At 69.1% G+C, this 25,020-nt stretch carries 24 protein-coding genes and 1 tRNA gene; 11 read left to right on the top strand and 14 right to left on the bottom strand.

Features of this window, described 5'->3' with window-relative positions; genetic code table 11:
• The first annotated feature begins 15 nt into the window (after positions 1 to 15).
• Positions 16 to 1,503 carry a TolC family protein gene (locus AC1RGU_RS20785; protein WP_492697717.1) on the top strand — a complete coding sequence of 496 codons (1,488 nt, stop codon included), beginning with the start codon at positions 16 to 18 and terminating at the stop codon, positions 1,501 to 1,503.
• Between the two features lie 282 nt (positions 1,504 to 1,785).
• Entirely contained in the window at positions 1,786 to 2,517 is a 732-nt protein-coding gene (locus AC1RGU_RS20780) for a hypothetical protein (protein ID WP_492697715.1), read from the top strand.
• A 71-nt stretch (positions 2,518 to 2,588) separates the two neighbouring features.
• On the opposite strand, the gene AC1RGU_RS20775 is transcribed toward AC1RGU_RS20780, so the two are convergent.
• Positions 2,589 to 2,665 (bottom strand) — tRNA-Met (locus tag AC1RGU_RS20775).
• A 167-nt stretch (positions 2,666 to 2,832) separates the two neighbouring features.
• Between AC1RGU_RS20775 and AC1RGU_RS20770 the strand changes: the two genes are divergently transcribed.
• Together AC1RGU_RS20770 and AC1RGU_RS20765 are read left to right on the top strand one after the other, a co-directional pair.
• Positions 2,833 to 3,507, top strand: coding sequence for a sigma-70 family RNA polymerase sigma factor (locus AC1RGU_RS20770; protein WP_095948024.1), 675 nt, complete (start codon positions 2,833 to 2,835; stop codon positions 3,505 to 3,507).
• Positions 3,504 to 4,760, top strand: a complete 1,257-nt coding sequence (locus tag AC1RGU_RS20765; RefSeq protein ID WP_492697713.1) for a hypothetical protein — start codon at positions 3,504 to 3,506, stop codon at positions 4,758 to 4,760. The genes AC1RGU_RS20770 and AC1RGU_RS20765 overlap by 4 nt, the downstream gene beginning before the upstream one ends.
• Before the next feature lie 45 nt (positions 4,761 to 4,805).
• On the opposite strand, the gene AC1RGU_RS20760 is transcribed toward AC1RGU_RS20765, so the two are convergent.
• On the bottom strand, positions 4,806 to 5,585 hold the full coding sequence (locus AC1RGU_RS20760; protein WP_159272885.1) for an enoyl-CoA hydratase: 780 nt from the start codon (positions 5,583 to 5,585) through the stop codon (positions 4,806 to 4,808).
• A gap of 133 nt (positions 5,586 to 5,718) precedes the next feature.
• Here AC1RGU_RS20760 and AC1RGU_RS20755 point away from each other — a divergent pair, with 133 nt between their 5' ends.
• Positions 5,719 to 6,327, top strand: coding sequence for a DUF2325 domain-containing protein (locus tag AC1RGU_RS20755; RefSeq protein ID WP_492697711.1), 609 nt, complete (start codon positions 5,719 to 5,721; stop codon positions 6,325 to 6,327).
• Positions 6,328 to 6,337: 10 nt separating this feature from the next.
• Here the strand turns inward: AC1RGU_RS20755 and AC1RGU_RS20750 are convergent, their stop codons facing one another.
• From AC1RGU_RS20750 to AC1RGU_RS20740, 3 genes are read right to left on the bottom strand one after another with little or no spacing between them, the layout of a single operon-like run.
• Entirely contained in the window at positions 6,338 to 8,197 is a 1,860-nt protein-coding gene (locus AC1RGU_RS20750; protein WP_492697709.1) for a M61 family metallopeptidase, read from the bottom strand.
• 4 nt (positions 8,198 to 8,201) lie between these two features.
• A complete protein-coding gene (locus tag AC1RGU_RS20745) occupies positions 8,202 to 8,921 on the bottom strand; it encodes a DsbC family protein (RefSeq protein WP_070062774.1) in 720 nt (239 codons plus the stop codon).
• Between the two features lie 46 nt (positions 8,922 to 8,967).
• Entirely contained in the window at positions 8,968 to 10,095 is a 1,128-nt protein-coding gene (locus AC1RGU_RS20740) for an FAD-dependent monooxygenase (protein WP_492697707.1), read from the bottom strand.
• A gap of 87 nt (positions 10,096 to 10,182) precedes the next feature.
• On the opposite strand from AC1RGU_RS20740, the gene AC1RGU_RS20735 reads away from it, so the two are divergent.
• Positions 10,183 to 11,067: an MOSC domain-containing protein gene (locus AC1RGU_RS20735; protein WP_307638010.1), complete on the top strand. Its 885-nt coding sequence runs from the start codon at positions 10,183 to 10,185 to the stop codon at positions 11,065 to 11,067.
• A 12-nt stretch (positions 11,068 to 11,079) separates the two neighbouring features.
• Here AC1RGU_RS20735 and AC1RGU_RS20730 read toward each other — a convergent pair whose 3' ends face one another.
• The 7 genes from AC1RGU_RS20730 to AC1RGU_RS20700 all read right to left on the bottom strand — a co-directional run bounded on the left by AC1RGU_RS20730 (position 11,080) and on the right by AC1RGU_RS20700 (position 18,144).
• Entirely contained in the window at positions 11,080 to 11,916 is an 837-nt protein-coding gene (locus AC1RGU_RS20730) for a hypothetical protein (protein ID WP_492697705.1), read from the bottom strand.
• The gene (gene rbsD, locus AC1RGU_RS20725) at positions 11,917 to 12,315 is read right to left on the bottom strand and encodes a D-ribose pyranase (protein WP_159279327.1); all 399 of its coding nucleotides are present in this window, start codon (positions 12,313 to 12,315) and stop codon (positions 11,917 to 11,919) included.
• Positions 12,312 to 13,271 (bottom strand): ribokinase, encoded by a 960-nt coding sequence (rbsK, locus tag AC1RGU_RS20720; protein ID WP_492697703.1) that lies wholly within the window; start codon positions 13,269 to 13,271, stop codon positions 12,312 to 12,314. Before rbsK ends, rbsD begins: the two co-directional genes overlap by 4 nt.
• Positions 13,268 to 14,347, bottom strand: coding sequence for a LacI family DNA-binding transcriptional regulator (locus AC1RGU_RS20715; RefSeq protein ID WP_492697701.1), 1,080 nt, complete (start codon positions 14,345 to 14,347; stop codon positions 13,268 to 13,270). Before AC1RGU_RS20715 ends, rbsK begins: the two co-directional genes overlap by 4 nt.
• A gap of 184 nt (positions 14,348 to 14,531) precedes the next feature.
• Entirely contained in the window at positions 14,532 to 15,530 is a 999-nt protein-coding gene (locus AC1RGU_RS20710; RefSeq protein ID WP_307696999.1) for an ABC transporter permease, read from the bottom strand.
• Between the two features lie 5 nt (positions 15,531 to 15,535).
• Positions 15,536 to 17,128 (bottom strand): sugar ABC transporter ATP-binding protein, encoded by a 1,593-nt coding sequence (locus tag AC1RGU_RS20705; protein WP_492697747.1) that lies wholly within the window; start codon positions 17,126 to 17,128, stop codon positions 15,536 to 15,538.
• A 62-nt stretch (positions 17,129 to 17,190) separates the two neighbouring features.
• The gene (locus AC1RGU_RS20700) at positions 17,191 to 18,144 is read right to left on the bottom strand and encodes a sugar ABC transporter substrate-binding protein (RefSeq protein WP_492697699.1); all 954 of its coding nucleotides are present in this window, start codon (positions 18,142 to 18,144) and stop codon (positions 17,191 to 17,193) included.
• A gap of 263 nt (positions 18,145 to 18,407) precedes the next feature.
• Here AC1RGU_RS20700 and ychF point away from each other — a divergent pair, with 263 nt between their 5' ends.
• Positions 18,408 to 19,499: a redox-regulated ATPase YchF gene (ychF, locus tag AC1RGU_RS20695; protein ID WP_095948031.1), complete on the top strand. Its 1,092-nt coding sequence runs from the start codon at positions 18,408 to 18,410 to the stop codon at positions 19,497 to 19,499.
• Positions 19,500 to 19,595: 96 nt separating this feature from the next.
• On the opposite strand, the gene AC1RGU_RS20690 is transcribed toward ychF, so the two are convergent.
• Positions 19,596 to 20,585 carry a trypsin-like peptidase domain-containing protein gene (locus AC1RGU_RS20690; protein ID WP_492697697.1) on the bottom strand — a complete coding sequence of 330 codons (990 nt, stop codon included), beginning with the start codon at positions 20,583 to 20,585 and terminating at the stop codon, positions 19,596 to 19,598.
• A 134-nt stretch (positions 20,586 to 20,719) separates the two neighbouring features.
• Here AC1RGU_RS20690 and AC1RGU_RS20685 point away from each other — a divergent pair, with 134 nt between their 5' ends.
• Entirely contained in the window at positions 20,720 to 21,394 is a 675-nt protein-coding gene (locus AC1RGU_RS20685) for a glutathione S-transferase (protein ID WP_492697695.1), read from the top strand.
• A gap of 19 nt (positions 21,395 to 21,413) precedes the next feature.
• Here the strand turns inward: AC1RGU_RS20685 and AC1RGU_RS20680 are convergent, their stop codons facing one another.
• Positions 21,414 to 21,884, bottom strand: coding sequence for a YqaA family protein (locus tag AC1RGU_RS20680; protein WP_056577751.1), 471 nt, complete (start codon positions 21,882 to 21,884; stop codon positions 21,414 to 21,416).
• Between the two features lie 183 nt (positions 21,885 to 22,067).
• On the opposite strand from AC1RGU_RS20680, the gene dusB reads away from it, so the two are divergent.
• Genes dusB through purH form a run of 3 tightly spaced genes read left to right on the top strand, consistent with a single transcriptional unit; the run spans position 22,068 to position 25,011 of the window.
• Positions 22,068 to 23,126, top strand: coding sequence for a tRNA dihydrouridine synthase DusB (gene dusB / locus AC1RGU_RS20675; protein WP_492697693.1), 1,059 nt, complete (start codon positions 22,068 to 22,070; stop codon positions 23,124 to 23,126).
• A 24-nt stretch (positions 23,127 to 23,150) separates the two neighbouring features.
• Complete coding sequence (locus tag AC1RGU_RS20670; protein WP_056577757.1) at positions 23,151 to 23,387, top strand: Fis family transcriptional regulator; 237 nt, start codon at positions 23,151 to 23,153, stop codon at positions 23,385 to 23,387.
• 16 nt (positions 23,388 to 23,403) lie between these two features.
• The gene (purH, locus tag AC1RGU_RS20665) at positions 23,404 to 25,011 is read left to right on the top strand and encodes a bifunctional phosphoribosylaminoimidazolecarboxamide formyltransferase/IMP cyclohydrolase (RefSeq protein ID WP_492697691.1); all 1,608 of its coding nucleotides are present in this window, start codon (positions 23,404 to 23,406) and stop codon (positions 25,009 to 25,011) included.
• Positions 25,012 to 25,020: the final 9 nt, after the last annotated feature.

Genomic DNA, 25,020 nt, shown 5'->3' with positions numbered 1-25,020 from the left:
GGAGTCGAAGTCATCATGAAAACGAAGAAGAACAAATCCATGCAGCCGGGCGTGTGCGCGCTGCTGTCGGTGTCGATGCTGCTTGGCGCCGGCGCGTCGGTGGCGCAGGCGTCGCAGGACGAGGCGCCGGCGCTGAAGGTGGCGCGGCGGTTGGCTGCAGCGCCGGCCGTGGCTGTTGCGGTGGCGCCGGTGGCCATGCCTGCGCCGTTCGTTGCGGCGTCGCCGCCGCCGTTCCAGATGCGCAAGGTGGTGGCCTCCGCCTCCTCGATGGGCCTCAGCGCCGACGCGGGCGAGCGCCTGCGCGCCTACCTCGACGAGAACGTGCGCAAGGCGCTCGAGCTCAGCGCCGAGGCGCGCGAGGCGCAGGCCAACTGGAAGGCGGCCGAGTACGACATCGACCAGGCCAAGGGCCAGCGTTGGCCGCAGGTGCAGGTGGGCGTGTCGTCGCCTTCCGCGACCTTCGGCGGCGGCGGCAACAACAGCGGCACGCGCAGCGCGTCGGGCAACCTCGCGATCACCACGCCGGTGTACGACTGGGGGCGCCTGAGCGCCACCATCGACAGCCGCACCGAGACCTCGAAGGCGGCCTACCAGGCGGCGCAGCAGGTGCGCCAGAAGATCGCGTACGACACCGTGTCGGCGCTGCTCGAACAGCGGCGCCACCAGGCGGCGCTCGAGGCCAGCCAGGGCTATGTGAAGCGCATGGAGGAGCTGGTCGACATGCTGAGCCAGATCGTGCAGAGCGACCGCGGCCGCGCCAGCGAACTCACGCAGGCGCGCGCACGCCGCCTGCAGGCCGTGACCGGCCGCGACGCCATCGTGGCCAAGCTGCGCGAGGTGCAGGTCAACCTCGTGAAGCTGGTCGGCGAAGAGGTGCAGTGGCCGGCCGACCTGGCATGGGAGATCCGCCCGGTCGCGCTGCAGGACGCCCTGATTGCGGGCGCCGAGCATCCGGCCATGCAGCAGGCGCGGGCCGAGGCGAAGGCCGCGGGCTTGTATGCGGCGTCGGTGAAGGCGGGGCGCCTGCCGCAGCTGAACTGGGTGGTCGGCAAGAGCACGCAGGAAGATTTGGCGGGCAACAAGCAGCCGTGGTCCACGGGCCTGTCGCTGCAGTGGAACGCGTTCCAGGGCGGCTCGGGGCGTGCGTCGGAACGCGCGGCCTTCGAGCGCGCGGCGGCCGGCGAGGAAAAGGCCGAGGCCTCGGCGCGCGACCTGGCCTACCGGCTTCGCACGTCCGCCGAGCAGCGCGACGCGGCGGCCAGCCGTGCCGGCGAGTACACCGAGCTGATCCAGGAAACCGACCGCGTGCGCAAGATCTTCTACGAGCAGTGGTACCACCTGGGCAAGCGCACGCTGCTCGACGTGTTGACCGCCGAGAGCGACCACTACAACAACCAGTCGGCCCAGGTGACGACGCGCTTCGACGCCGAGGCCGCCGACCTGCGCATGCGCGCCGACTCGGCCATGCTGCTGGACTGGCTGCGCGGCGCAAAGGTGCTCTGAGGGGCGCGAAAGGCGCGGCTTTTCGGAACAGTCCTATGTACGGGCCGTGCGGGCCTTCCTAGGATGGGTGAGCGCCGGGTTGCCTCAGTGGGCCCGCTGCCTTGTGCTGCATCGCATGCGGCATGAAGCGCGGGCGCAGCGGACGCGGCTTCATTCATTCTTTTGAGAATTTCGAGCACCCATGCCGGTCCTGATCACCGGGGTCGCGAACCGCGGCCCGAGCCCCCGAACGCATTGCCTCGGGCATGTTGTTGCCGCAGCGGACTGTGAAGGAGCTCCCGCATGAGCCGCTTCTTCGCCGCACCCTCGGAGCCCCTGGCGCGCCCCGCCCGCCGCATCGGCGTGCTCGGCCATGCGCTGCGCGAGCGCGAGTACGCGCGGCGCGTGCTGCGCGCGCTGGGCGTGGCGCCGCTGGTCTTCACCAGCATCGACGAACTGGCGACGCTGGGCGACCGCCTGAACCTGCTGTTCCTGGCCGACGTGCCCGAGGCGGCGAGCGAGGAGGCGCCGGACGTGCTGTCGTTGATGGGGACGAAGATCGTTCCACTGGCGCAGGAGGCGCCCGCGCCCACGCGGCACCTGCGGGGGCGCCCGCCCGTAGCGGCACCGGCGTTCGACGACTTCTACCGCACCATCCTGCTGTCGCTCCGAACGCGCGGCCTGGCGTGCGCGATGCCAACGCCGCTCGTGTGGGGCGCCTACAGCTTCCAGCCGATGGACCGCAGCGTGAGCTTCGCGGGCCGCACGCAGCGCGTCGACCCGGTCACCTTCGACCTCGCGCTGGAATTCTTCTTCAACGCCGAACGCGTGCTGTCGATTCCGCGGTTGCGGCAGATGCTCAACCCCGTGCGCGGCGCGCGCAGGTTCTGGGGCAACGAACTCATCGGCACCCTGACGGACGTGGTGGACGAACTGCAGCTGCACGGCGCCCACGGCTGGCGCCTGGTGCACTGCGAGCCCGAGGCGTTCCGGCTGGACCGGGTGCCGGTGGGCGAAACGGCGTCGGACGCCTGAACGAAAAAAGCCCTAAGTCGTTGAAAACTTAGGGCTTTTTGAGCCATTCCGCCGGGGCGGGGAGGCTGTGTTGGTGGCTCTTCACGGACTCGAACCGCGGACCTGTGGATTATGATTCCATCGCTCTAACCGACTGAGCTAAAGAGCCGTCAGTGCAATTCAGCACCGAGCCCAAAATTATAGCCCAGGCTTTGGGCCCAGTTCAACTCCCGGCGTTTTCAGGTCGATTTTTCTGCAATCGAATGCGTCGGATCGCATCGCGACTTAACCCCGATCGCCGCCGTGCGCCGTACAAGCTCGGGTGACAATCCTGCGATGTCTGCGCTGCCACGCGCCCCTTCTGCTGCTGCCCGCACCGCCACCGAGCGCGACGCCATGCCCGACGATCAGTTGATGCTGGCCTACGCCCACGGCGATGCCGCCGCCTTCGACGTGCTTTATGCGCGCCACGAAGGCGGCCTGTTCCGCTTCGTCAAGCGCCTGCTCGGCGCGCGGCTGGCCGCGCAGGCCGACGAGGTGTTCCAGGACACCTGGGTGCGGATCATTTCGGCGCGCGACAGCTTCTCGCCGCAGGGCGCCACCTGGCGCACCTGGGCCTTCACCATCGCGCACAACCTCGCGATGGACCGCCTGCGCGTGAGCGGGCGCGAGGTGACGCTCGATGGCCACGCGACCGACGACGACGGCGACGCGGTGCCCGCGCTCGACCGGGGCGTGCACGGGGCCACCGACCTGTCGGCGCACCCGTCGGCCGAAGAGCTGGCGTTCTGGCGTGCCGCCGGCCGTCGGCTGCTGACCTGTCTCGACGAACTGCCGGCCGAGCAACGCGCGGCTTTTCTCCTGCACCATGAAGACGGCCTCACCGTCGACGCGCTCGCGGCCCGGCTGGAGATCGGCTTCGAGACCGTGCGCAGCCGTCTGCGCTACGGGCTGCAGAAGCTGCGCGGCTGCATGGAACGCTACCTGTCGGTGCTGGAGCAGCGGGCATGAGCACCGGCATGGACAACGACGACCTGCACGACGCGCGGCTGCGTCGCGCGCTGGACCACGCGCCCGACCGCGACGCCGTGCCCGCGGCCCACACGCGCGAGGCGATCCTGAAGATGGCGCACAACCTCGCCGCGGCCTCCGCGCCGGCGGCCGGCCCTGCGGTGCAGGCCGCGCCCTGGTGGCGACGCCTGTTCGGCGGCGGCAGTCCCCGCTCGCGCATGCCATGGAACGCGGCCTTCGCGACCGTGCTCGTGGCGACTTTCGTCACCGTGCTGTGGCATCGCGAGCCGGTGCCCGACGCGCAGCTCGATGGCGAGGCGCAAGTGGCCGGGGCGCCTGCGTCGGCACCGCCTACTCAATCGGCCGAAGCGCCGGCAGTAGCCGCAGCACCTGCGCCAGCCGCTGAACCGGCCGCAACGGCGGACATGACACCGCCCGCTGCGCAGCGCAGCGAAGCGGCGCGCGATGCGAAAGAAACCCTGAAGCAGCGCGAGACGCAGGAAACGCGTGAAGCGTCGCGGCGGCGCGAAGCCCCTGCGGCAGCGTCGGTCCAGAAGGACGAAGCACGGACGATGGAAAAGGCGGCGCCCGCGGCCCCAGTGGTGCAAGCCCCGGCGCCCGTGACTGCGCCTGCACCCGCCGCACCGGCCATCGCGTCTGCGCCCATGCCGGCCACGCCGCCCATGGCCGATGTCGGTCAGAGTCCGATGCCCTACGCAGCCGCACCGCCGGCGCCGGCCGTAGCGCCTGCAGCGCCAGCGCCGATGCAGCGCGAGTCCGCAGACACGGCGCCATCGCTTGCCGCGCAAGGCGGTGCCAGCGCGAATGTCGCCGGCATGCAGCGCCGCGCCGCTCCCGTGCAAGCCGCGCCGGCTCCGTCGGCGGCCGCCAAGGCGGCGCCGCGTGCAGCCACCGAAGCCGTGGTGAGCGGCGGCTTCACGGCATTGGACCGCTGGACCGCGCTCGACATCACGCGCGCCGGTGCCACCACGCGCCAGGCGCGCGGCGACACCGAAGGCCTCGCGGCGCTGGTGAACACCGTGGCGCGTGCGGCCACCGTGGCGGGCGGGGAGTTGGGTGCGCCGGTCGAGGCGCGCATCGAACTGCGGCGCGACGGCGCGTTGCTGGCCGTGCTCGAAATCGCGGGCGATCAGGTGCGGTGGACGCCGCAGCCGGGCGGCCCCGCATCCATCGGCACACCGCCGGCACAGGCGCTCGAGGCGCTGCGCACGGCGCTGTCGCGAACCCGCTGACGGCGACCGCTGCTGCGGCCGCCGGGCCCGCGACGATCAGCCTGATCAGGCGTTCTTGAAGTCCGGCTGGCGCTTGGCCAGGAAGGCGTCCATGCCTTCCTTCTGGTCCTGCGTGGCGAACAGCGCGTGGAACAGGCGGCGTTCGAACATCACGCCGTCGCTCAGGCCGCTCTCGAAGGCGCGGTTGACCGATTCCTTGGCCGCCATCACGGCGATCTGCGAGAAGCCCGCAATGATCAGCGCGGCGCCCAGCGCTTCGTCGGCCAGCTTCTCATAGGGCACCACGCGGCTCACGAGGCCCGCGCGCTCGGCTTCGGCGGCGTCCATCATGCGGGCGGTGAGCGCCATGTCCATGGCCTTGCTCTTGCCCACCGCACGCGGCAGGCGCTGGGTGCCGCCGGCACCGGGGATCACGCCGATCTTGATCTCGGGCTGGCCGAACTTGGCGTTGTCGGCCGCGATGATGAAGTCGCACATCATCGCCAGCTCGCAGCCGCCGCCCAGCGCAAAGCCGCTCACGGCTGCGATGACGGGCTTGCGGATCGAGCGGATGGTTTCCCAGTTGCGCGTGATGTAGTCGCCCTTGTAGGTGTCGATGAAGCTGTACTTGGCCATCGCCGCGATGTCGGCACCGGCCGCGAAGGCGCGCTCGCTGCCCGTGAGGATGATGCAGCCGATGGCGTCGTCGGCGTCGAAAGCCTTGAGCGCCTGGCCCAGCTCGGTCATCAGCGCATCGTTCAGCGCATTGAGGGCCTTGGGGCGGTTGAGGGTGATGATGCCGACCTTGCCTGCTTCGGTCCGCACGTCGATGTTTTCGTAGCTCATGGTGTCGCTGTCTCCGGGGGAGGTGGGGAAAAAAACGCGTCCCACTATACCCAGCCAGGCTTCGGGCCCGCTGACGCGCGGGTGTTTCATTTGAGAATTGTTCTCATCTAGAATGACCGCCATGGACTTCCCGATGCAAGAACATGCCGTGTTGCTGCGGGCCTATGCCCGGGTGCAGGAGCGTTGCTCGCGCCTGCTGATGGAGCAGGCCGCCCGGGTCGAGCGGCTCGAGGCGCAGATCGTGCGGTTGCGCGGCGCACTGGTGGCGCGCGACTCGGCGATTGCCATCGTGCGCGAGGAACTGGCGGCGCGCGCCGCCAAGGGCAGCGCCTTGCCCCAGCGCCTGCATGCGCTGCTGGCGCCGGGCGGCCGGCGCCACCATGCCTTGCCGCCGGGGCCGCAGGTGCCGGCCGACCTGCGGGCCAAGTCGGTGCTGTGCGTCGGCCGTTCGGAGGCGGCGCCCGAGGCGCCTTCGCTGGCGCGCCAGCTCGTGGAGATTGCCGGCGGCCATTACCTGCACCACGACGGCGGCGACGAGGCCGACGACCCCGCGGCGCTCGAGGCGGGCCTGCGCGCCGCCGACCTCGTGATCTGCCAGACCGGCTGCGTGAGCCACGGCGCCTACTGGCGCGTGCAGGACCACTGCCGCCGCACTGGCAAGCCCTGCGTGCTGGTGGGCGAGCCGCAGCCGATGCTGTTCGTGCGGCCGCCGCTGGCGGCAGCCATCGATCACCCGGCCTGAACGGAAGAAATCAAGGCTTGGCTGCGAGCCAGGCCGTGATCTTGGCCGCGTCGTGCGAGAACAGCCGCCACGTGGTCGAGCCCGTCGGCAGCGTGAGCGGCAGGCGCAGCAGCCGGCGGTCGCGCGCGACGAGGGCGGTGCATTTGGTGGCATCGCCAAGGTACAGCGCCAGGTCGTCGAGCTTGGTGAGGCGCCAGGCCTGCGCGGGTTGCGACGTGCCCTTGCCGCGACCACCGACGGCCGGCAGCTCGATGCCGAGCCATTCGTCGTTGGCCGAGAAGCCGGCCTTTTCGGCGGCGCCGCCGCGCAGCACCACCTTGATCTGCACGCTGCCGCCGGTTTCGGCCACGCGCAGCCCGAGGGCCTGCGCCGGCTGCGAGGGATCGTCGAGCGTGGCCACGCCGTGCGCGCGCAGCAGGTCGGCCAGCGGGAGTTCGTCGGTCGAATGCACCCAGCGCGCGAGCTCGGGGGCATACGAGCGTCCGCCCACGGCTTCGAGCGCGGCGGCAATGTCGGCCTCGCTGATCGGGCCGCCGTTGCTGTGCGTCCAGAGGTGGCGCATCACGTCGTCGAGCGTGCCCTTGCCTTCCTGGCGCAGCGTGAGGTCGAAGCACAGCGCCACCAGCGCACCCTTGGTGTAGTAGCTGACGGTGCTGTTGGGCGTCTGCTCGTCCTGGCGGTAGTACTTGACCCAGGCGTCGAAGCTCGCGTCGGCCACCGGCTGCACGAGCCGGCCGGGCGTCTGCAGCACCTGGTTGATGGTCTTGTTGAGCAGGCGCAGGTACGCCGCGTCGTCGATGCGGCCGGCGCGGCGCAGCAGCAGGTCGTCGTAGTAGCTCGTGAAGCCTTCGAAGAACCACAGCAGCTGCGTGTAGTTCTCGCGGCTGTAGTCGTAGCTGGCGAACTCTGCCGGGCGCATGCGCTTGACGTTCCAGGTGTGGAAGTACTCGTGGCTGATGAGGCCCAGCAGCGTGGTGTAGCCCTCGGGCTGCTTCTTCTTTTCGCCGCGCAGCGGCAGGTCGCGGCGGTTGCAGATGAGCGCGGTGGAGTGGCGGTGCTCGAGCCCGCCGTAGCCGTCGTCCACAGCATTGAGCATGAACACGTAGCGGTCGATCGGCAGCTTGGGGCCGCCGCGCTTGCCCGCCTTGTCGCCGTGCCAGAATCGGATCTCTGCTTCGCAGATGGCCTTGGTGTCGGCAATCAGGCGCTCGCCGTCGAACGAGGCCGCGGCGCCCGCGATCACGAAGCGGTGCGGCACGCCGCAGGCGTCGAACTCGGCGCTCCAGAAGGCGCCCATCTCGACCGGACTGTCGGCCAGTTCGTCGTAGCCGGCGGCGCGGTAGCTACCGAAGCCGTGCTTGTCGGCCTTCGTCGGCACGAGCGCGGTGGCGCACGACCAGCGCGCGGCGTCGGCCGGCAGCGCTGGCGGCACGATCTCCAGCGCGTGCGGCGCCTCGGTCTGGCCTTCGACCCGCAGGCAGACGCTGGTGCCGTTGAAGAAGCCGCGCGTGGCGTCGAGCCAGGCGGTGCGCACCGAGTTGTCGTAGGCGCACACCTGGTAGTGCAGCACCAGCGGCTGGCCCGGCACGCAGTCGATCTGCCAGCTGCACTTGTCCAGCTGCGTCAGCACCGGCTTGCGGCGACCCTGCGTGGCGCGCAGGCCCTGCAGGTTCTTGGCGAACTCGCGCACGAGGTAGCTGCCCGGAATCCACACCGGCAGCGCCACGCGCTGCTGCGCGGCGGGCGCGGCGATGGTCAGCGTGACGGCGAACAGGCGCGCATGCAGGTCGGCGCACTCGACGCGGCAATGCACAGCGGGCGTGGCGGTTGCAGCCGCGGCTGCGCGCCGGGAAGCGGAGGTCGTCGCCATCGGATCAGTTGGCAGCGGCGAGCTGCTTCTCGACCTGCTCGGCGGGGATCGCGCCCGGGACGCGGCTGCCGTCGGTGAAGATCAGCGTGGGCGTGCCGGTGATGTTGTACTTGCGGCCGAACTCCACGTTGCGCTCCAGCGCCGTCACGTTGCAGCTGGTGGCTGCGGCGGCGGGCTTGACGTTGCCTTCCATCCAGTCGGCCCAGGCCTTGCCCGGGTCCTTGCTGCACCAGATGTCGCGCGACTTGGCGGTCGAATCGGGGCCGAGCACGGGGTACAGGAACATGTAGACGGTCACGTTGTCGACCTTCTTCATGTCTTTCTCGAAGCGCTTGCAGTAGCCACAATTCGGGTCTTCGAAGACCGCGACCTTGCGCTTGCCGTTGCCGCGCACGATCTTGATGGCGTCTTTCAGCGGCAGCTTGTCGAAGGCGACGGCGGTGAGCTTCTCGACGCGCTCTTCGGTGAGGTTGCGGCGGGTCTTGGCGTCGATCAGGCTGCCCTGCAGCAGGTAGCCGCCTTGCTCGTCGGTGTACAGGATCTGGCTGCCGTTGACGCGCACTTCGTACAGGCCCGGCACGGGCGTCTTGGTGACTTCCTCGATGGGCGGCAGCTGCGGGATGTGCGTCGGCAGGTTCTTGCGGATCTCGGCCTCGCCCGCGCCGGCGGTGGAGAGCGTGAGCAGCGCGCAGGCGGCGACGAGAAGGTGGCGGACGAAGGTCATCGGGAAGGTTTCGGGAAAAAGGTGGAGGGCTGGTGGGCGCGGGGCGTCAGGACTTCAGGCCCATGGCTTGTGCGGTGATCCAGTGCTTCACGAAGCGCGTGCGGTCGAAACCGCGCATGCCCCAGTTGCGCAACGCAGGCAGTGGACCCAGGTTGTGCGAGAAAAGTTGCTGCAATCCGTCGGTGGCCAGGCTCATCTGCAGCACGTCGGCGCGGCGGGCGCGTTCATAGCGGCGCAGCAGGCGGGCGTCGCCCACGCTGCGCCAGTAGTCGCGGGTGCGGATCACGTCGGCCAGCGCGGCCGCGTCGGCCAGGCCGAGGTTCAGGCCCTGGCCCGCCAGCGGATGCACCGTGTGCGCGGCGTCGCCCGCGAGCACCCAGGACTGGGTGGGCTGGCCGGGCATCGCACCCGACCAGCGGTCGGCGATGGCGCGCGACAGCGGCCACACGGCGCGTTCGCTCGTGAGCCGCAGCGAGCCCAGCTCGCCGTGGCTGGCTTCGCTCACGGCGGCGCTGAATTCTTCGGCGCCTTGCGCGACCAGTTCGGGCACGCGCAGCTGGTCGACCGACCACACCAGCGCCAGCGTCTTGCCGTGCACGCCGCCCAGCGGCAGCAGGGCGAACACCTCGCCGCGGTCGTTGAACCACTGGCGCGCGATGCCGTCGTGCGTGTGCGCGGCCTCGAGCCGCGCGGCAATGGCGTGCTGTGGGTAGCGCGTGACCTCGTAGCTCACGCCCAGCGCGGCGCGCGAGGCGCTGGCCTTGCCTTCGCACACCACCGTCAGCGGCGCGGCCACGGGCTCGGTCACCACGTCGATCAGGGGCTGGAAGCGCACCGCGTCGGCCAGTTGCTGCTCGAGCGCGGGCACGTCGACGATCCAGGCCAGGGCCTCGACCTTCTGGCGCGCGGCGCTGAACTGCACGCGGCCGCCGTCGTCGCCGTGCACCTGCATCTCGTGCACCGGCGTGGCATGGGCCGTGTCGGGCCAGGCGCGCAGCGATTCGAGCAGGGTGCGGGACGCCACGTTGAGCGCGTACGCCCGGATGTCTTCCTTGGCCGGCGGGGCCGGCGGCACCACCAGCGCGACACGCACGCGTTCGCGCGCCAGCAGCAGCGCCAGCGTGCGGCCGACGATGCCGGCGCCGCGGATACAAACTTCGGGGGAAAGGGCCATCGGATGATTGTAGGAGTTGCCTCGCGCACGGGCGCCGATACCCGTTCATGCGGGAGAATGCCCAGCGATTTCAAAGGAACCCCCACCGTGTCGCAGCCGTCCGCTTTCGATCTCCAGGCCACCATCGCCCGCCTGTTCGTGTACCCCGTCAAGTCGTGCGCCGGTGTCGAGCTCGACGAGATGCTGCTCACCGAAACCGGCCTGGAGTTCGACCGCGCCTGGATGGTGGTCGACGCGCAGGGCGAGTTCGTCACCCAGCGGCAGCTGCCGCGCATGGCGCTCATCCAGCCGCAGATGAAGCACACCGAGGTCGTGCTGCGCGCGCCCGGCATGCTGGCGCTGCACCTGGCCTTCGACCGCGTCGAGCAGCCGGTGCGCGTGCGCGTGTGGAAGGACGAGGTGGCGGCCTACGACATGGGCGACATCGCCGCCCAGTGGTTCAGCGACTTTCTTTCCGAGCCCGGCAAGCCGCAGACGCTGCGCCTGGTGCGCTTCGACCCCGAGCACCAGCGCCTGTCGAGCCTGAAGTGGACCGACGGCGTCGAGGCGCTGAACCAGTTCGCCGACGGCTTTCCGCTGCTGGTGGCCAGCGAAGGCTCGATCGCCGAACTCAACGAGCGCCTGGCGGCGGCGGGCCACGGCCCGGTCGGCATCGAGCGCTTCCGCCCGAACATCGTGCTGGCCGGCATCGAGTCGCACGACGAAGACCGGGTCGACGCGCTGCACGTCACCACCGGCGAAGGCGAGGCCGAGCTGCGCCCGGTCAAGCCCTGCACGCGCTGCCCCATTCCCGACATCGACCCGGCCACCGCGCTCAGCAGCCCCGAGGTGGGCGACATGCTGCGCACCTACCGCGCCGACGCGCGCGTGGACGGCGGCATCACCTTCGGCATGAACTGCATCGTGGTGCAGGGCGTGGAGCACATGCTCAAGGTGGGGCAGGTGGTGGGCGCGAACTACAGGTTCGAGTAAGCGCCGTGGTCGTTACGACCAGCGAATCGGATTTCCCGTTTCGATGGCTGCTTTGCACAAAACTCGAAGCGGCTCGACGATGTAATTGAAGTCGGCACTCGTGTGGTCGCGCCTCTCGAAATGAACCGCCGTCGGGTAGCTGGAGCGAAATTGTCCGGCATCGTTCTGCATGCGACCGTCTGGCCAGGCAATGGCGGAGCCGGGCATCGCAAGCGCGCAGCGAAAGCGCCTGCCTGAATCCAGATCGGTCAAAAGCGCAGGGCCCGACCTGACCGGGTCCGATCCTTCGGGCGCCAGCAGGGCCTGCGTGAAGCGCTTGCTGCGAAACAGCACCTCGGCGTCTCCCGACACGACGAAGAAGCCCTCGGCATCGACGCCCAGACGCAGTTCGGACGTCAGCACAAACTGGTGCGACGCTGAGGCACTGCGCAGTTCATCGCCCGAGGTCGAGTCCAACAGCACGAAGCGTTGGCCGAAGCGCGCGGACTGTTCGAAATCCGACAGCTCCGCGAGCATGCGCGGTGCCACGGCGGCGGGTGCCAGACCGCCATTCGCCTCTGGCAGGTTGTCGAACAGCGTCGGAAAGTGCTCGGCACCGCCTGCCTGGTGCAATGCGTGCTGAAACTCCCGATAGCCGTACCAGTTCGCGAGGTGCTCGCAGGCTTGTTCCATGCTCGGGTGGACGCAGCATGTCTGAAGCCACTCCCAGAACACGCCGAAGTCCGGGTCGTCCTCGTCCTTCAGCGCGGGGTAGCCCTCTTCGTCGATGGCGATGCGCGATGCCAGGGGCGTCGGCCGGGTCAGGCCACGTTCCCAGCAGTTGCAGCGGACCGAGGCGTCGAGGCCCATTCAGAATGCGACGCCCGCGACCAGGATGATGTTCGCGTAGGGCGTGCATTCGCCCGTGCGCACCACGGCCTTGGCGCGCGCGCTCACGCGCTTCAGTTCTTCGTGCGAGATGACCTGCGGCACCACGCCCAGTTGCCCTTCGCACCACGCGGGCAGCGTGCCGGCAGGCAAGGGCTCCAGCGCCTCGCGCGCGATCAGCGCGCTTTCCACCTGCATCTCGGACAGCACCGCCTTCAGCACATCGGTGATCCCCGGCACGCCGCGCGCCACGGCCAGGTCGATGCGGCGCGGGCCGTCGGGAATGGGCAGGCCGGCGTCGCCGATCACCAGCATGTCGCCGTGGCCCAGCGAGGCGATCACGTGGGAGAGTTCGGCGTGCAGCAGGGGAGAGCGTTTCACAGCGTGATCCAGTCGGGGGGCAGGGGGCTGCGCAGCACGGCGTCGCGCAGTGGGATGGAGGGTTGGGCGCCGGGCTGCTGGATGCACAGCGCGGCGGCGCGGATGCCCAGGCGCACGGCCTCGTCGAAGGATTGGCCTTCGCCCAGTGCCACGGCGAGTGCGCCCAGGAAGGTGTCGCCGGCGGCGGTGGTGTCGACCGCCTGCACCTTCGGCGCGGGATGGTGGCGCGCGCCGTCGGCGTCGACCGCCACGGCGCCGCGCGAACCCAGCGTCACGACCACGCGGGCGATGCCGCGCGCGCGCAGCGCCTGGCCGGCCTGCGCTGCTTCTTCGGGGCTGTCGGCGTTCTGGCCCGACAGGGTCTGCGCCTCGATCTCGTTGACCACCAGCGTGTCGATGCGGGGCCAGAGCGCCTCGGCGATGGCTTGCACCGGAGAGGGGTTGAGCATCACCGCGCAGCCCGCGTCGTGCGCGGCGTTGATGGCGCGTGCCACCTGGTCCATCGGGGTCTCGAACTGCGCGACGAGGAAGGCCGCGCCCTGCACCTGCTGCGTCAGCGAGGCCTCGTCGATGGCGACGCGCGCGTTGGCGCCGGGAATCATCACGATGCGGTTCTGGCCGCTGTCTTCCACGAGGATCAGCGCCGTGCCGGTCGGCTCGCCCGCCACGGTGCGCAGCGCGGCGGTGTCGATGCCGTCGCGCGCGAGCGCATCGCGCAGGGCCGCGCCATGCGCGTCGTCGCCCACGCAGCCGATCATCTGCACCTGCGCGCCTTCGCGTGCACAGCTCACGGCCTGGTTGGCGCCCTTGCCGCCGGGGATGGCGTCGATCGAACGGCCCAGCAGGGTTTCGCCCGCGGCCGGCGCGTGCGGCACGCGCAGCACGATGTCCATGTTCAGGCTGCCGAGCACCACGATGCGCGGTGGCGTGGAGGAAGAAAGAGGCTGAAGGCTCACGAGGTGCGGGACTTGGAAGATGTGGCGGTGGGGGAGGCGGCGGGCGTCACGCCGGTTTCGCGAAAGCCCGCGTGGCGCGCGGTCGAGGCGCGCACGCGCAGCTCGGGCTGCAGCACGACCTTGCGCGCGTCGCGGCGCTTGCCGCCCATGCGTTCCAGCAGCATGTCGACCGCCAGCGCGCCGATGCGCTCCTTGGGCTGGGCCACGGTAGTGAGCGGTGGGCTGGTGTAGGCCGACAGTTCGATGTCGTCGAAGCCCACGATGGACAGTTCGTCGGGCACGCGCACGCCGCTTTCATGCGCGGCGCGCAGCGCGCCGATGGCCATCAGGTCGTTGCACACGAACACGGCCGACGGCTTCTGCTCGGTGCGCAGGATGGCGTGCATCGCCTCGTAGCCGCCCTGGCTGGTGAAGCCGCCGCGCCACAGCAGCGCGTCGGCGTTCGGCGTCGAGCCGGTCTCCGCCAGCGCCATGCGCCAGCCTTCGATGCGCTGCTCGCTCGAGGTCACGCCCAGCGGCCCGCCGATGCAGGCGATGCGCTTGTGGCCCAGCGACAGCAGGTGCCGCACGGCGAGCAGGCCGCCCTGCATGTGGGCGGTTTCCACCAGGTCGCAGGCGGGGTCGGCGATCTCGCGGTCGACCAGCACCGTGGGAATGCGCAGGCCGCGCAGCTGGGTGGCGAGCGAGTCGTCTTCGTCGGCGCCGGTCGACACCACGATGAGCCCGTCGATGCGGCGCTCGGCCAGCACCTGCAGGTACACGCTCTGGCGCCGGGGCTCGTCGTCGGTGTTGCACAGCACCAGCGTGTAGCCGGCGCCGAAGCAGCGGTCTTCCACGATGCGCACGATCTCGGCGAAGTAGGGGTTCGAGCTGTTGGGAATCAGCATGCCCAGCGTCGAGGTGGTGTTGCTCTTGAGGCTGCGCGCCATCGCGTTGGGCACGTAGCCCAGCTCGCGGATCGCCAGCTCGACGCGCTCGCGCACCTTGGCGCTCACGTGGCGCGTGTCGTTGACGACGTGCGACACGGTGGTGACGGAAACGCCCGCCTGGAGGGCGACGTCCTTGATGGTGGCCATGGTTGTGTGGGTTCCTTGAGGCTCAGAAGGTGTGAATGAATCCGGCGTGGCCGAGCAGCCCGCCCAGGCGCGTCCCCTCAAGGCGCAAAGCGCAGCCATAGCTTGGGCTATGGCGAGCATTTGCAACGCAGAGGGGCCGTGTCTGGGTGGGATGAGCGGGCATGGCGGGTTCGTTCACACCTTCTCAAGCCAGTCGACGATCGGCCCGGCGCTGGCGCAGGGTGTCGATGATGACGGCCACCACGATCACCGCGCCCGTGATGATGCGCTTGCTCGGCTCGCTCGCGCCCACCTGCGCCAGGCCGGCCTCGAGCACCGCGATGATCAGCACGCCGAAGAAGGTGTTGACCACCGAGCCGCGCCCGCCCATGAGGCTGGTGCCGCCGATGACCACGGCCGCGATCACCTGCAGCTCGATGCCCACGCCCGCGTTCGGGTCGGCCGCTTCGAGGCGGGCCGACTGCATGAGGCCCGCGAGCCCGGCCAAGAGGCCGGTCACGGCGAAGACGATGATGCGGATCGGCCGCGGGTCGATGCCCGCCAGGCGCATGGCTTCTTCATTGGTGCCGATTCCCACCACGTGGCGACCGAACACGGAGCGCGTGAGCACCAGCTGCCCCACGGCCACCAGCACCACCGCGAGCACGAAGGCGGCCGAGATGCCGCCGATCCACGGCGCGGCCAGGCCCGAGATGGCGTCGCCCACGTACTGCGTGCGCGAGTCGGTGACCAGGTAAGCGCCGCCGCGCACGGCTTCGAGCATGCCCAGCGAGACGATGAAGCTGGGCAGCCGCCACGCGACCGACACCGCGCCCGTCACCGTGCCGCAGATGAGGCCGGTGGCCAGGCCCAGCAGCGCGGCCAGCGGCACCGAGAGCTTCCATTCGAGGATGGCGGCGGCCGTGACGGCCGCGCTCAGCGCGAGCACCGAGCCCACCGACAGGTCGATGCCCGCGATGATCAGCACGAAGGTCATGCCCACCGCCATCACGGCCAGCGCCGGGATTTCATTGGCGATGGAGATGAAGGTTTCGCGCGTGAGGAAGTATTCGCTCATCGAGCCGAAGAGCGCGATCATGCCCAGCAGCACGACGGTCAGACCCAGGTAGGTGCCGAGCTGGCCCTTGAGTGCGGACGGCGGCTTGCTGGTGGCAGCGGAAGAAGAAGGGGAGGCGGCGTTCATGGTCGTCATGCGTCGGCAGAAGTCGGGGCAGGGGCGGTGGAATCCGCCGGGGAACCGGGCACGCGGCCCGTGGCGTCGCTGAAGGCGGCGGCGAGCAGCGACTGTTCGCTCCATTCGCCGCGCTCGAACACCGCGACCAGCCGGCCGGCGCTCATCACGCCGATGCGGTCGCACATGGCCATCAGCTCGCGCAGGTCGCTGGACACCATCAGGAGCGCCTTGCCGGCGTCGGTCATGCGGTCGAGTTCGGCGTACAGGTCGGCGCGTGCGCCCACGTCCACGCCGCGCGTGGGTTCGTCGAGCAGCAGCACCTTGCATTCGCGGTGCAGCCAGCGCGCGAACACCACCTTCTGCTGGTTGCCGCCGCTGAGCGTGGACACGGGCTGTTCGATGCTGCGCGAGCGGATGCGCAGCAGCTCGACCAGCCGGCGGGCAATCTGGCGCTCCTTGGTGCGGCGCAGCCAGCCGGCATGCGAGATCGCGCCCAGGTCGCTCAGCGTGGCGTTGACGCGGATCGGCTGCGTGAGCAGCAGGCCCTGCGACTTGCGGTCTTCGGTCACGAGGCCGATGCCCGCGCGAATGGCCTGCATCGGCGAGCGCCAGCCCTTGCGCGCATGCCGCACGGGCTGCGCGGCGGGCGTGCCGTCGTGCAGCACGACCTCGCCGCGGTCGGCGCGGTCGGCGCCGAACAGCAGCCGCACGAGCTCGGTGCGACCCGAGCCGACCAGGCCGGCCAGGCCCATGACTTCGCCCGCGCGCAGCTCGAGATCGACGTCGCGCACCACCTGCGCCCGGCCGATGCCGCGCGCGCTCAGCAGCACCGGGCCCGCCACGCGGCGCGCGCGGCCTTCGTGCTCGTGCACCGCGCGCCCGACCATGCGCTGCACCAGTTCGGATTCGCGCACGCCGGCCATGGCGCGCACGTCGACCAGCTTGCCGTCGCGCAGCACTGCCACGCGGTCGGCGATGCGCTGCAGTTCTTCGAGGCGGTGCGACACGTAGACGATCGCCACGCCGCGCAGCTTCAGCAGCTCGATCTGCTCGAACAGGTGGGCGGTTTCGCGCGGCGTGAGCATGGCGGTGGGCTCGTCGAGCACCAGCACGCGCGTGTCGTCCTGCAGGTTGCGCGCAATTTCCACCATCTGCTGCTGGCCGATGCCCAGCCGCGCCACCGGCGTGGCCGGGTCGATGCCGTCCAGGCCGATCTTGGCGAGCTGGCGCTCGGCCAGCTCGTGCAGCGTGGCGCGGCGGATCCAGCCGCTCTTGTGCGGCAGGCGGTCGAGCAGCAGGTTCTCGGCCACCGACAGCGTGGTGACGAGGCCGAGTTCCTGCATGACCATGCGCACGCCCAGGCGCTCGGCGTCGCGGCGCGAAGCCGGCGCGAAGGGCTGGCCATCGAGCAGCATGCCGCCGCGCGTGGGCTGCACCAGCCCGCAGACGATCTTCGACAGCGTGCTCTTGCCCGCGCCGTTCTCGCCCGTGAGCGCCAGCACTTCGCCGGCGCGCAGCTCGAGAGAAACGCCGTCGAGCACCGGCGCCGCGTAGTCCTTGCCGACCGTGCTCAGGGCGAGCACGGCGGTGGGTAAGGGCGGATTCATGGCGGCGTCGGGTGCGGCGGTCAAAACGAGGTCTTCTTCTTTTTAGAGGGGAGCGGAATGGCTTACTTGGACGGCTTGGTGACCAGCACCACGTCGGTCTTCACTTCGGCCGGCATTTCCGATTGCTTCTTCTTGTCGGCGATGGCCTTCAGCGCGGTCTCGATGCCGAACACGGCCTGCTTGGCGGCGAACTGGTCGGCGGTGGCGAGCACGCGGCCGTCCTTCAGCATCGGCTTGATGGCGCCGATGTTGTCGTAGCCCACCACCAGCACCTTGCCGGTCTTGCCCGCGGCCTTGACGGCGGCCACGGCGCCCAGCGCCATGCTGTCGTTGCCGGCCAGCAGGGCCTTCAGGTCGGGGTGCTCGCGCATCATGCCGGCGGCCACGGTGTTGCCCTTGTCGATTTCCCACTGGCCCGACTGCACGCCGACCACGGTCATGCCGCCGGCCTTCATGGCGTCCTGGTAGCCCAGCGTGCGCTGCTGCGCATTGAAGGTGGTCGACACGCCTTCGATGATGCCGACCTTGTCGCCCGACTTCAGCTCCTTGGCCAGCGCATCGCCCACCAGCTTGGCGCCGGCGCGGTTGTCGGGGCCGACGAAGGGCACCTGGATGCCCTTTTCCTTCAGGGCGTCGGCGTCCAGCCGGTTGTCGATGTTCACGACCAGGATGCCCTTGTCGATGGCGGCCTTGATCACCGGCACCAGCGCCTTCGAATCGGCGGGCGCGATGACCAGCGCGTTGATCTTCTGCGCCACCATCTGCTCGACCATCTTGATCTGGGCGGCGGTGTCGGTCTCGTCCTTGATGCCGTTGGCCACCAGCGTGTACTGCGCGGCGTTGGCCTTCTGGTGCGCCTTGGCGCCGTCTTCCATGGTGCGGAAGAACTCGTTGGCCAGCGACTTCATGACCAGCGCGACCTTCGGCTTGTCCTGTGCGAAGGCGGGCGTTCCGGCGATGGCGCCCAGCAAGGTCAATGCGGCAGCGCTTTGCAGGGTACGGCGGGTGAACTTCATGGTGGATGTCTCCTGAAATGAGGGGTCAGAGCGGAACGCCGGTCTGTGCCGGGGGCCCCGATGTTAATCGAGGGAAACGTTTGCGCAAACGTTTGCCAGTCGGGTCAAACCCTGAGCCTTTCAGCCCTCGAAGCCGCTGCCAGAGGGCTTTCGGGCGGAGTCGAGCGCCTTGGAAAAGGGCGCGCCGGCGTGGCGGGAAGGGCGCCTGGCCAGGGGGAGAACCCGGTCAGCCTAAAATCGGGGGTTACCCAAGAGGACCTCCCATGAGTTTGCAATGCGGCATCGTCGGCCTGCCCAACGTCGGTAAATCCACCCTTTTCAATGCGTTGACCAAGGCCGGCATCGCAGCGGAAAACTATCCGTTCTGCACCATCGAGCCCAACGTGGGCGTGGTGGAAGTGCCCGATCCGCGGCTCGACCAGCTGAGCGAGATCGTCAAGCCCGAGCGCGTGGTGCCCGCCATCGTCGAGTTCGTCGACATTGCCGGCCTGGTGGCCGGTGCCAGCACCGGTGAAGGCCTGGGCAACAAGTTCCTGGCGCACATCCGCGAGACCGACGCCACCGTCAACGTGGTGCGCTGCTTCGACGACGAGAACGTGATCCACGTGGCCGGCAAGGTCGACCCGATCTCCGACATCGAGGTGATCCAGACCGAGCTGTGCCTGGCAGACCTCGCCACGGTCGAGAAGGCGCTGCACCGCCACACCAAGGTGGCCCGCTCGGGCGACAAGGACGCGCAGAAGCTCGTCGGCCTGCTCGAACGCTGCCAGGCCGCGCTGAACGAGAACACGCCCGTGCGCGCGCTCGAGTTCACCAAGGAAGAGATGCCGCTGGTGAAGAGCTTCACGCTCATCACCGCCAAGCCCGCCATGTTCGTGGGCAACGTGTCGGAAGACGGCTTCGAGAACAACCCCTACCTGGACCGCCTGCGCGAGTACGCCGCCAAGCAGGGCGCGCCCGTGGTCGCCATCTGCGCCAAGATCGAAGCCGACCTGGCCGAGATGGACGACGAAGACAAGAAGATGTTCCTCGCCGAAATCGGCCAGGAAGAGCCGGGCCTGAACCGCCTGATCCGCGCCGCCTTCAAGCTTCTGGGCCTGCAGACCTACTTCACCGCTGGCGTGAAGGAAGTGCGCGCCTGGACCATCCACATCGGCGACACCGGCCCGCAGGCGGCTGGCGTGATCCACGGCGATTTCGAGAAGGGCTACATCCGCGCCCAGACCATCGCGTTCGACGACTACATCGCCTTCAAGGGCGAGCAGGGCGCGAAGGACGCGGGGAAGATGCGTTCGGAAGGCAAGGAATACGTTGTCAAGGATGGCGACGTGATGAACTTCTTGTTCAGCTCCTGATTTCGCTCGCCCCTTGTGGGGGGCAGCACCTGAGGCCCGGCAAAGCCGGTTCCTCGGTGTTTCACGAACGGGCCGCCTTGCGGCGAGCCTCTTCGATCACTCCGTCTTCTGCTTGCCCCACACCACGGTGTCGTCCACCGCGTAGGCGGCGCACGTCACCTTGCGTTCAGTGCAGCCTTTCAGATGCTCGGTCAGCGCGGCCGAGCTGGTGGCAGTGCCGAACTTCTGATCGCCGGTGATCAGGAAGATCCGGGGCCGGGCCTGCAGCAGGAACTGGCGGTACGCATTGCGCACCGGGGTCGGGTCGGCGCCGATGGAGGGCAGGGCCTGCAGGTCCGCCAGCTCGGCGTGGCCGGACGGCGCGGGTTCCCCGTTGGGGCCGAACACCACGCCGGTGGTCTTCAGCAGATCGCGCCATGTCGCCAGCTCCGTGGTCACGCGCTGCGGCAGTTCCATCACCCATTGCGCCGGATAGGCAAAGCCGAGGTTCGCGCCACCAGGCGCCACGCTGTCGGTCACGCCGACCAGCCGGCCCTCGGTGTCGAACAACCCGCCGCCGCTGGAGCCTGAAGATACGGGCGCCGACGTTTGCACGATCGGCAGTTGCCCGGGCGCGCGCGGACGCAGCGCCGAGATCAGGCCCTCGCTCAGCGTGCGTTCGAGGCCATGCGGGCTGCCGACGGCGAACACGCGCTGGCCGACGCGCAACTCGGCGGCGGGGACGATCTGCACGGCGGGCAGCTGCAGCGGCGTTTCGCTCGTGAGCACGCACAGGTCGCGCGACGGGTCGGGGTCGCGCACGATGCGGGTGATGCGCAGTGTGGTCGGGCCCTGCACCACGGTGACGGCGACGGCGCCGTCGACCACGTGGCAGGCCGTGGCCAGCGCGCCCGAGGTCACGGCCACCGCGCTGCCGATGGCGGTCTGGTTGTTGCCGCGTTCGCCTTTCACGGTCCAGACGGCGGGCGCGACCTTGCGGAACACCTCCTCGGGCGTGAGTGCCCAAGCCTGGCAGGCCGCAAGGCCGAGCCAGAGTCCGGTGATGAACAGCGAGGTGCGGCGGCGCCGCGTGAAGTGAGGGGCCATCCGGGTCAGTGTAGGAAGCCGGTCCACGGTTTGCCGTAGGCGGTCACGCTGTCGCAGCGGGCGCCCGGAACCCGCGTGCGTTGTGGTTAGACTGCGCGCCCGCTGCATCCTCTGCCGGAAGGCCTTCATTCGCCATGCTCACTGTCCATCACCTGAACAACTCGCGCTCGCAACGTGTGCTCTGGCTGCTCGAAGAACTCGAGCTGCCCTACGAGATCGTCCACTACCAGCGCGACCCGAAGACCATGTTGGCGCCCGCTTCGCTGAAGGCCGTGCATCCGCTGGGCAAGTCGCCCGTGGTGACGACCGACGACGGCGCGACGCTGGCGGAATCGGGCGCGATCATCGAATCGCTCATCGAGCGCTACGGCCAGGGCCGGCTCGCGCCTGCGCCGGGTTCGCCCGAAGCCTTGCGCTACCGCTACTGGCTGCACTTCGCTGAAGGCACGGCGATGTCGCCGCTGCTGCTCAAGCTGGTGTTCGACCGGATCGAGACGAGCAAGATGCCCTTCTTCGCCAAGCCGATCGCCAAGGCCATCGCGGCGAAGGCGAAGTCGGCCTTCATTCATCCGAACATCACGGGCCATCTGAATTTCATGGAGGCCGAACTCGGCCGCAGCGAGTGGTTCGCGGGCAATGAATTCACGGGCGCCGACATCCAGATGAGTTTCGTGGTCGAAGCCTCGCAGGCGCGCGGCGGGCTCGATGCGCGGCGGCCCAAGCTCATGGCCTACCTGGAGCGCATCCATGCGCGCCCGGCCTACAAGCGCGCGCTGGAGCGCGGCGGCCCCTACGAACTGCTGAACTGAGTTTTTTCGATCGCGCGCTTCATGACGGGAAGACGTATAGAAGCGCGTAGGTCATGGTGACGTAGCGCAGGAACTTGCCGATCGCCATGTAGCCCACGCAAGGCCAGAACGGCAGCTTGAGCCAGCCGGCGACCGCGCACAGCGGGTCGCCCACGATCGGCAGCCAGCTCAGCAGGCAGGCCTTCGGGCCCAGCCGCTCGAGCCAGCCGAGCACGCGCAGGTGGTGTTTCGAGTGCGAGTACTTGTCGGCCACCTTGTGCGCGCCGTAGCCCATCCACCAGTCGACCGCGCCGCCCAGCGTGTTGCCGATGGTGGCCACGGCGATGGCCTGCCAGAACATCTCGGGGTTGAGTTTCAGCAGGCCGAACAGGATCGGTTCGGAGCCCACCGGCAGCAGCGTGGCCGACACGAAGGCCGCGATGAACAGCGTCGAAAGTCCGTACTGGGGGAGCGCGAGGAGCGCCAGGAGTGCGTCGAGCCAGGCTTGCATAAGGTCGGCGAAGTATAGGCAGCGCTCACGTCGCAAGCGCGTGGGAGAAGGCCCCGCGAAATACTGGTGTTTACGCCTGTGTCGCAAGCGCAAAAAGGCGTAAATCGTTTCAGTCGCTGAAATGCCACGTGGCTACAATCGTGCCTCATTTTTCAGCAGCCGACCCGCACAGCACTCCTTCCCATGACCTTGCAGATCGGCACCCACACGCTGGAAAACCGGCTGTTCGTCGCGCCCATGGCCGGCGTGACGGACCGGCCCTTCCGCATGCTGTGCCGCGAACTCGGCGCGGGCTATGCGGTCAGCGAGATGGTCACCTCGCGCAAGGAACTCTGGAACACGCTGAAGACGTCGCGGCGCGCCAACCACGACGGCGAGCCGGGCCCCATTGCGGTGCAGATTGCCGGCACCGACGCGGCCATGATGGCCGAGGCCGCGGTCTACAACATCGAGCGCGGCGCGCAGATCATCGACATCAACATGGGCTGCCCGGCCAAGAAGGTCTGCAACAAGTGGGCCGGCTCGGCGCTGATGCGCGACGAGCCGCTGGCCCTCGAAATCGTGCAGGCCGTGGTCGATGCGGCGCAACCATTCCACGTGCCGGTCACTCTCAAGATGCGCACCGGCTGGAGCGAAGACCACCGCAACGCGGTGAAGCTCGCACGCGACTTCGAATCGGCCGGCGTGCAGATGCTCACGGTGCACGGGCGCACGCGTGAGCAGGGCTACAAGGGCTACGCCGAGTACGACACCATCGCCGCCGTGAAGGCCGCGGTGCGCGTGCCGGTGGTGGCCAACGGCGACATCCGCTCGCCCGAGAAGGCACGCGACGTGCTCGCGGCCACGGGCGCCGACGCCGTGATGATCGGCCGCGCCGCGCAGGGCCGGCCGTGGATCTTCCGGGAGATCGCGCATTTCCTGGACACCGGCACCCACCTGGCGCCGCCGCTGGTGGCGGAGGTGCGCCGGCTGCTGCTCGATCACCTGGTGGAGCACTACGCGCTGTACGGCGAGTTCAGCGGCGTGCGCACGGCGCGCAAGCACATCGGCTGGTATGTGCGCGCGCTGCCCGAGGGCGAGGCGTTCCGCGCACGCATGAACGCCATCGAAGACTGCGCCGGCCAGCTGCGCGCGGTCGACGACTATTTCCAGGGGCTTGCGGACCGCATGGACCGCATGCCCGCCCCGACGGCAGACGAGGAGCCGGCGGGAGAAGAGGAGACGGCCTGCGCCGTCGATTGAGCGAAGACAAAAAGAGAAGAAGCAATGAGCAAGAAACACATCGAGGACTGCGTTCGCAGCAGTCTGGACAGCTACTTTCGCGATCTGCGGGGCACCGAACCCGACGGCATGTACGAGATGCTCGTGCGCGTGGTCGAGAAACCCCTGCTCGACGTCGTCATGACGCGCGCCGAAGGCAACCAGTCCCGGGCCGCCCAATGGCTGGGCCTGAACCGCAACACGCTCCGCAAGAAATTGGTCGAGCACAAACTTTTGAAATAACTCCACGGCATATCCCATGGCTCAGACCGCACTCCTTTCCGTTTCCGACAAGACCGGCATCCTTGAATTCGCGCAGGCCCTGCATGGCCTGGGCGTCAAGCTGCTGTCCACCGGCGGTACCGCCAAGCTGCTGGCCGACGCCGGCCTGCCGGTGACCGAAGTCGCCGACCACACCGGCTTTCCCGAAATGCTCGATGGCCGCGTGAAGACGCTGCACCCGAAGATCCACGGCGGCCTGCTGGCGCGCCGCGACCTGCCCGCGCACGTTGCCGCCATCAAGGAACACGGCATCGACACCATCGACCTGCTGGTGGTCAACTTGTACCCGTTCGAAGCCACCGTGGCCAAGCCCGGCTGCACGCTCGAGGACGCCATCGAGAACATCGACATCGGCGGCCCGGCCATGGTGCGCAGCGCGGCCAAGAACTGGAAGGACGTGGGCGTGCTCACCGACGCCTCGCAGTACGCCGTGGCGCTGGCCGAACTCAAGGCCGACGGCAAGCTCAGCGACAAGACCAAGTTCGCGTTCTCGGTGGCCGCGTTCAACCGCATCGCCGACTATGACGGCGCGATCAGCGACTACCTCTCGGCCATCGACTTCGACGCCAGCATCGGCCAGCCCGCGCCCACGCGTTCGCTCTTCCCCGCGCAGAGCAACGGCCGCTTCGTGAAGGTGCAGGACCTGCGCTACGGCGAGAACCCGCACCAGCAGGCCGCGTTCTACCGCGACCTGTACCCGGCGCCCGGTTCGCTCGTGTCGGCCAAGCAGCTGCAGGGCAAGGAGCTCAGCTACAACAACATCGCCGACGCCGATGCGGCGTGGGAATGCGTGAAGAGCTTCGACGTGCCGGCCTGCGTGATCGTCAAGCACGCCAACCCCTGCGGCGTGGCCGTGGGCGCCGATGCGCTCGAGGCCTACAGCAAGGCCTTCAAGACCGACCCGACCTCGGCCTTCGGCGGCATCATCGCCTTCAACCGCCCGGTCGACCTCGCCACCGCGCAGGCCGTCAACAAGCAGTTCGTCGAAGTGCTGATGGCACCGGGCTACACGCCCGAGGCGCTGGAAGTGTTCCAGGCCACGAAGGCCAAGCTCAACGTGCGCGTGCTCGAGATCGCACTGCCCCAGGGTGGCACCACCGACTGGGACAACGGCCGCAACGCGATGGATGTCAAGCGCGTCGGCTCGGGCCTCTTGATCCAGACCGCCGACAACCACGAGCTGGCCTTGGCCGACCTCAAGGTGGTCAGCAAGAAGCAGCCCACGCCGCAGCAGCTGCAAGACCTGCTGTTCGCCTGGAAGGTCGCGAAGTACGTCAAGAGCAACGCGATCGTGTTCTGTGCCGACGGCATGACCATGGGCGTGGGCGCCGGCCAGATGAGCCGCCTCGATTCGGCGCGCATCGCCAGCATCAAGGCCGAGCACGCGGGCCTGTCGCTCAAGGACACGGCGGTGGCGAGCGACGCCTTCTTCCCGTTCCGTGACGGCCTCGATGTGGTGGTGGACGCGGGCGCAGGCTGCGTGATCCAGCCGGGCGGCTCGATGCGCGACCAGGAAGTGATCGACGCGGCCGACGAGCGCGGCGTAGTGATGGTGTTCTCGGGCGTGCGCCACTTCCGCCACTGAGCCTGCGGC

This window comes from Variovorax sp. GW823-FHT02B07, from assembly GCF_058797695.1.
This window is presented reverse-complemented; position numbering and strand designations above follow the sequence as displayed.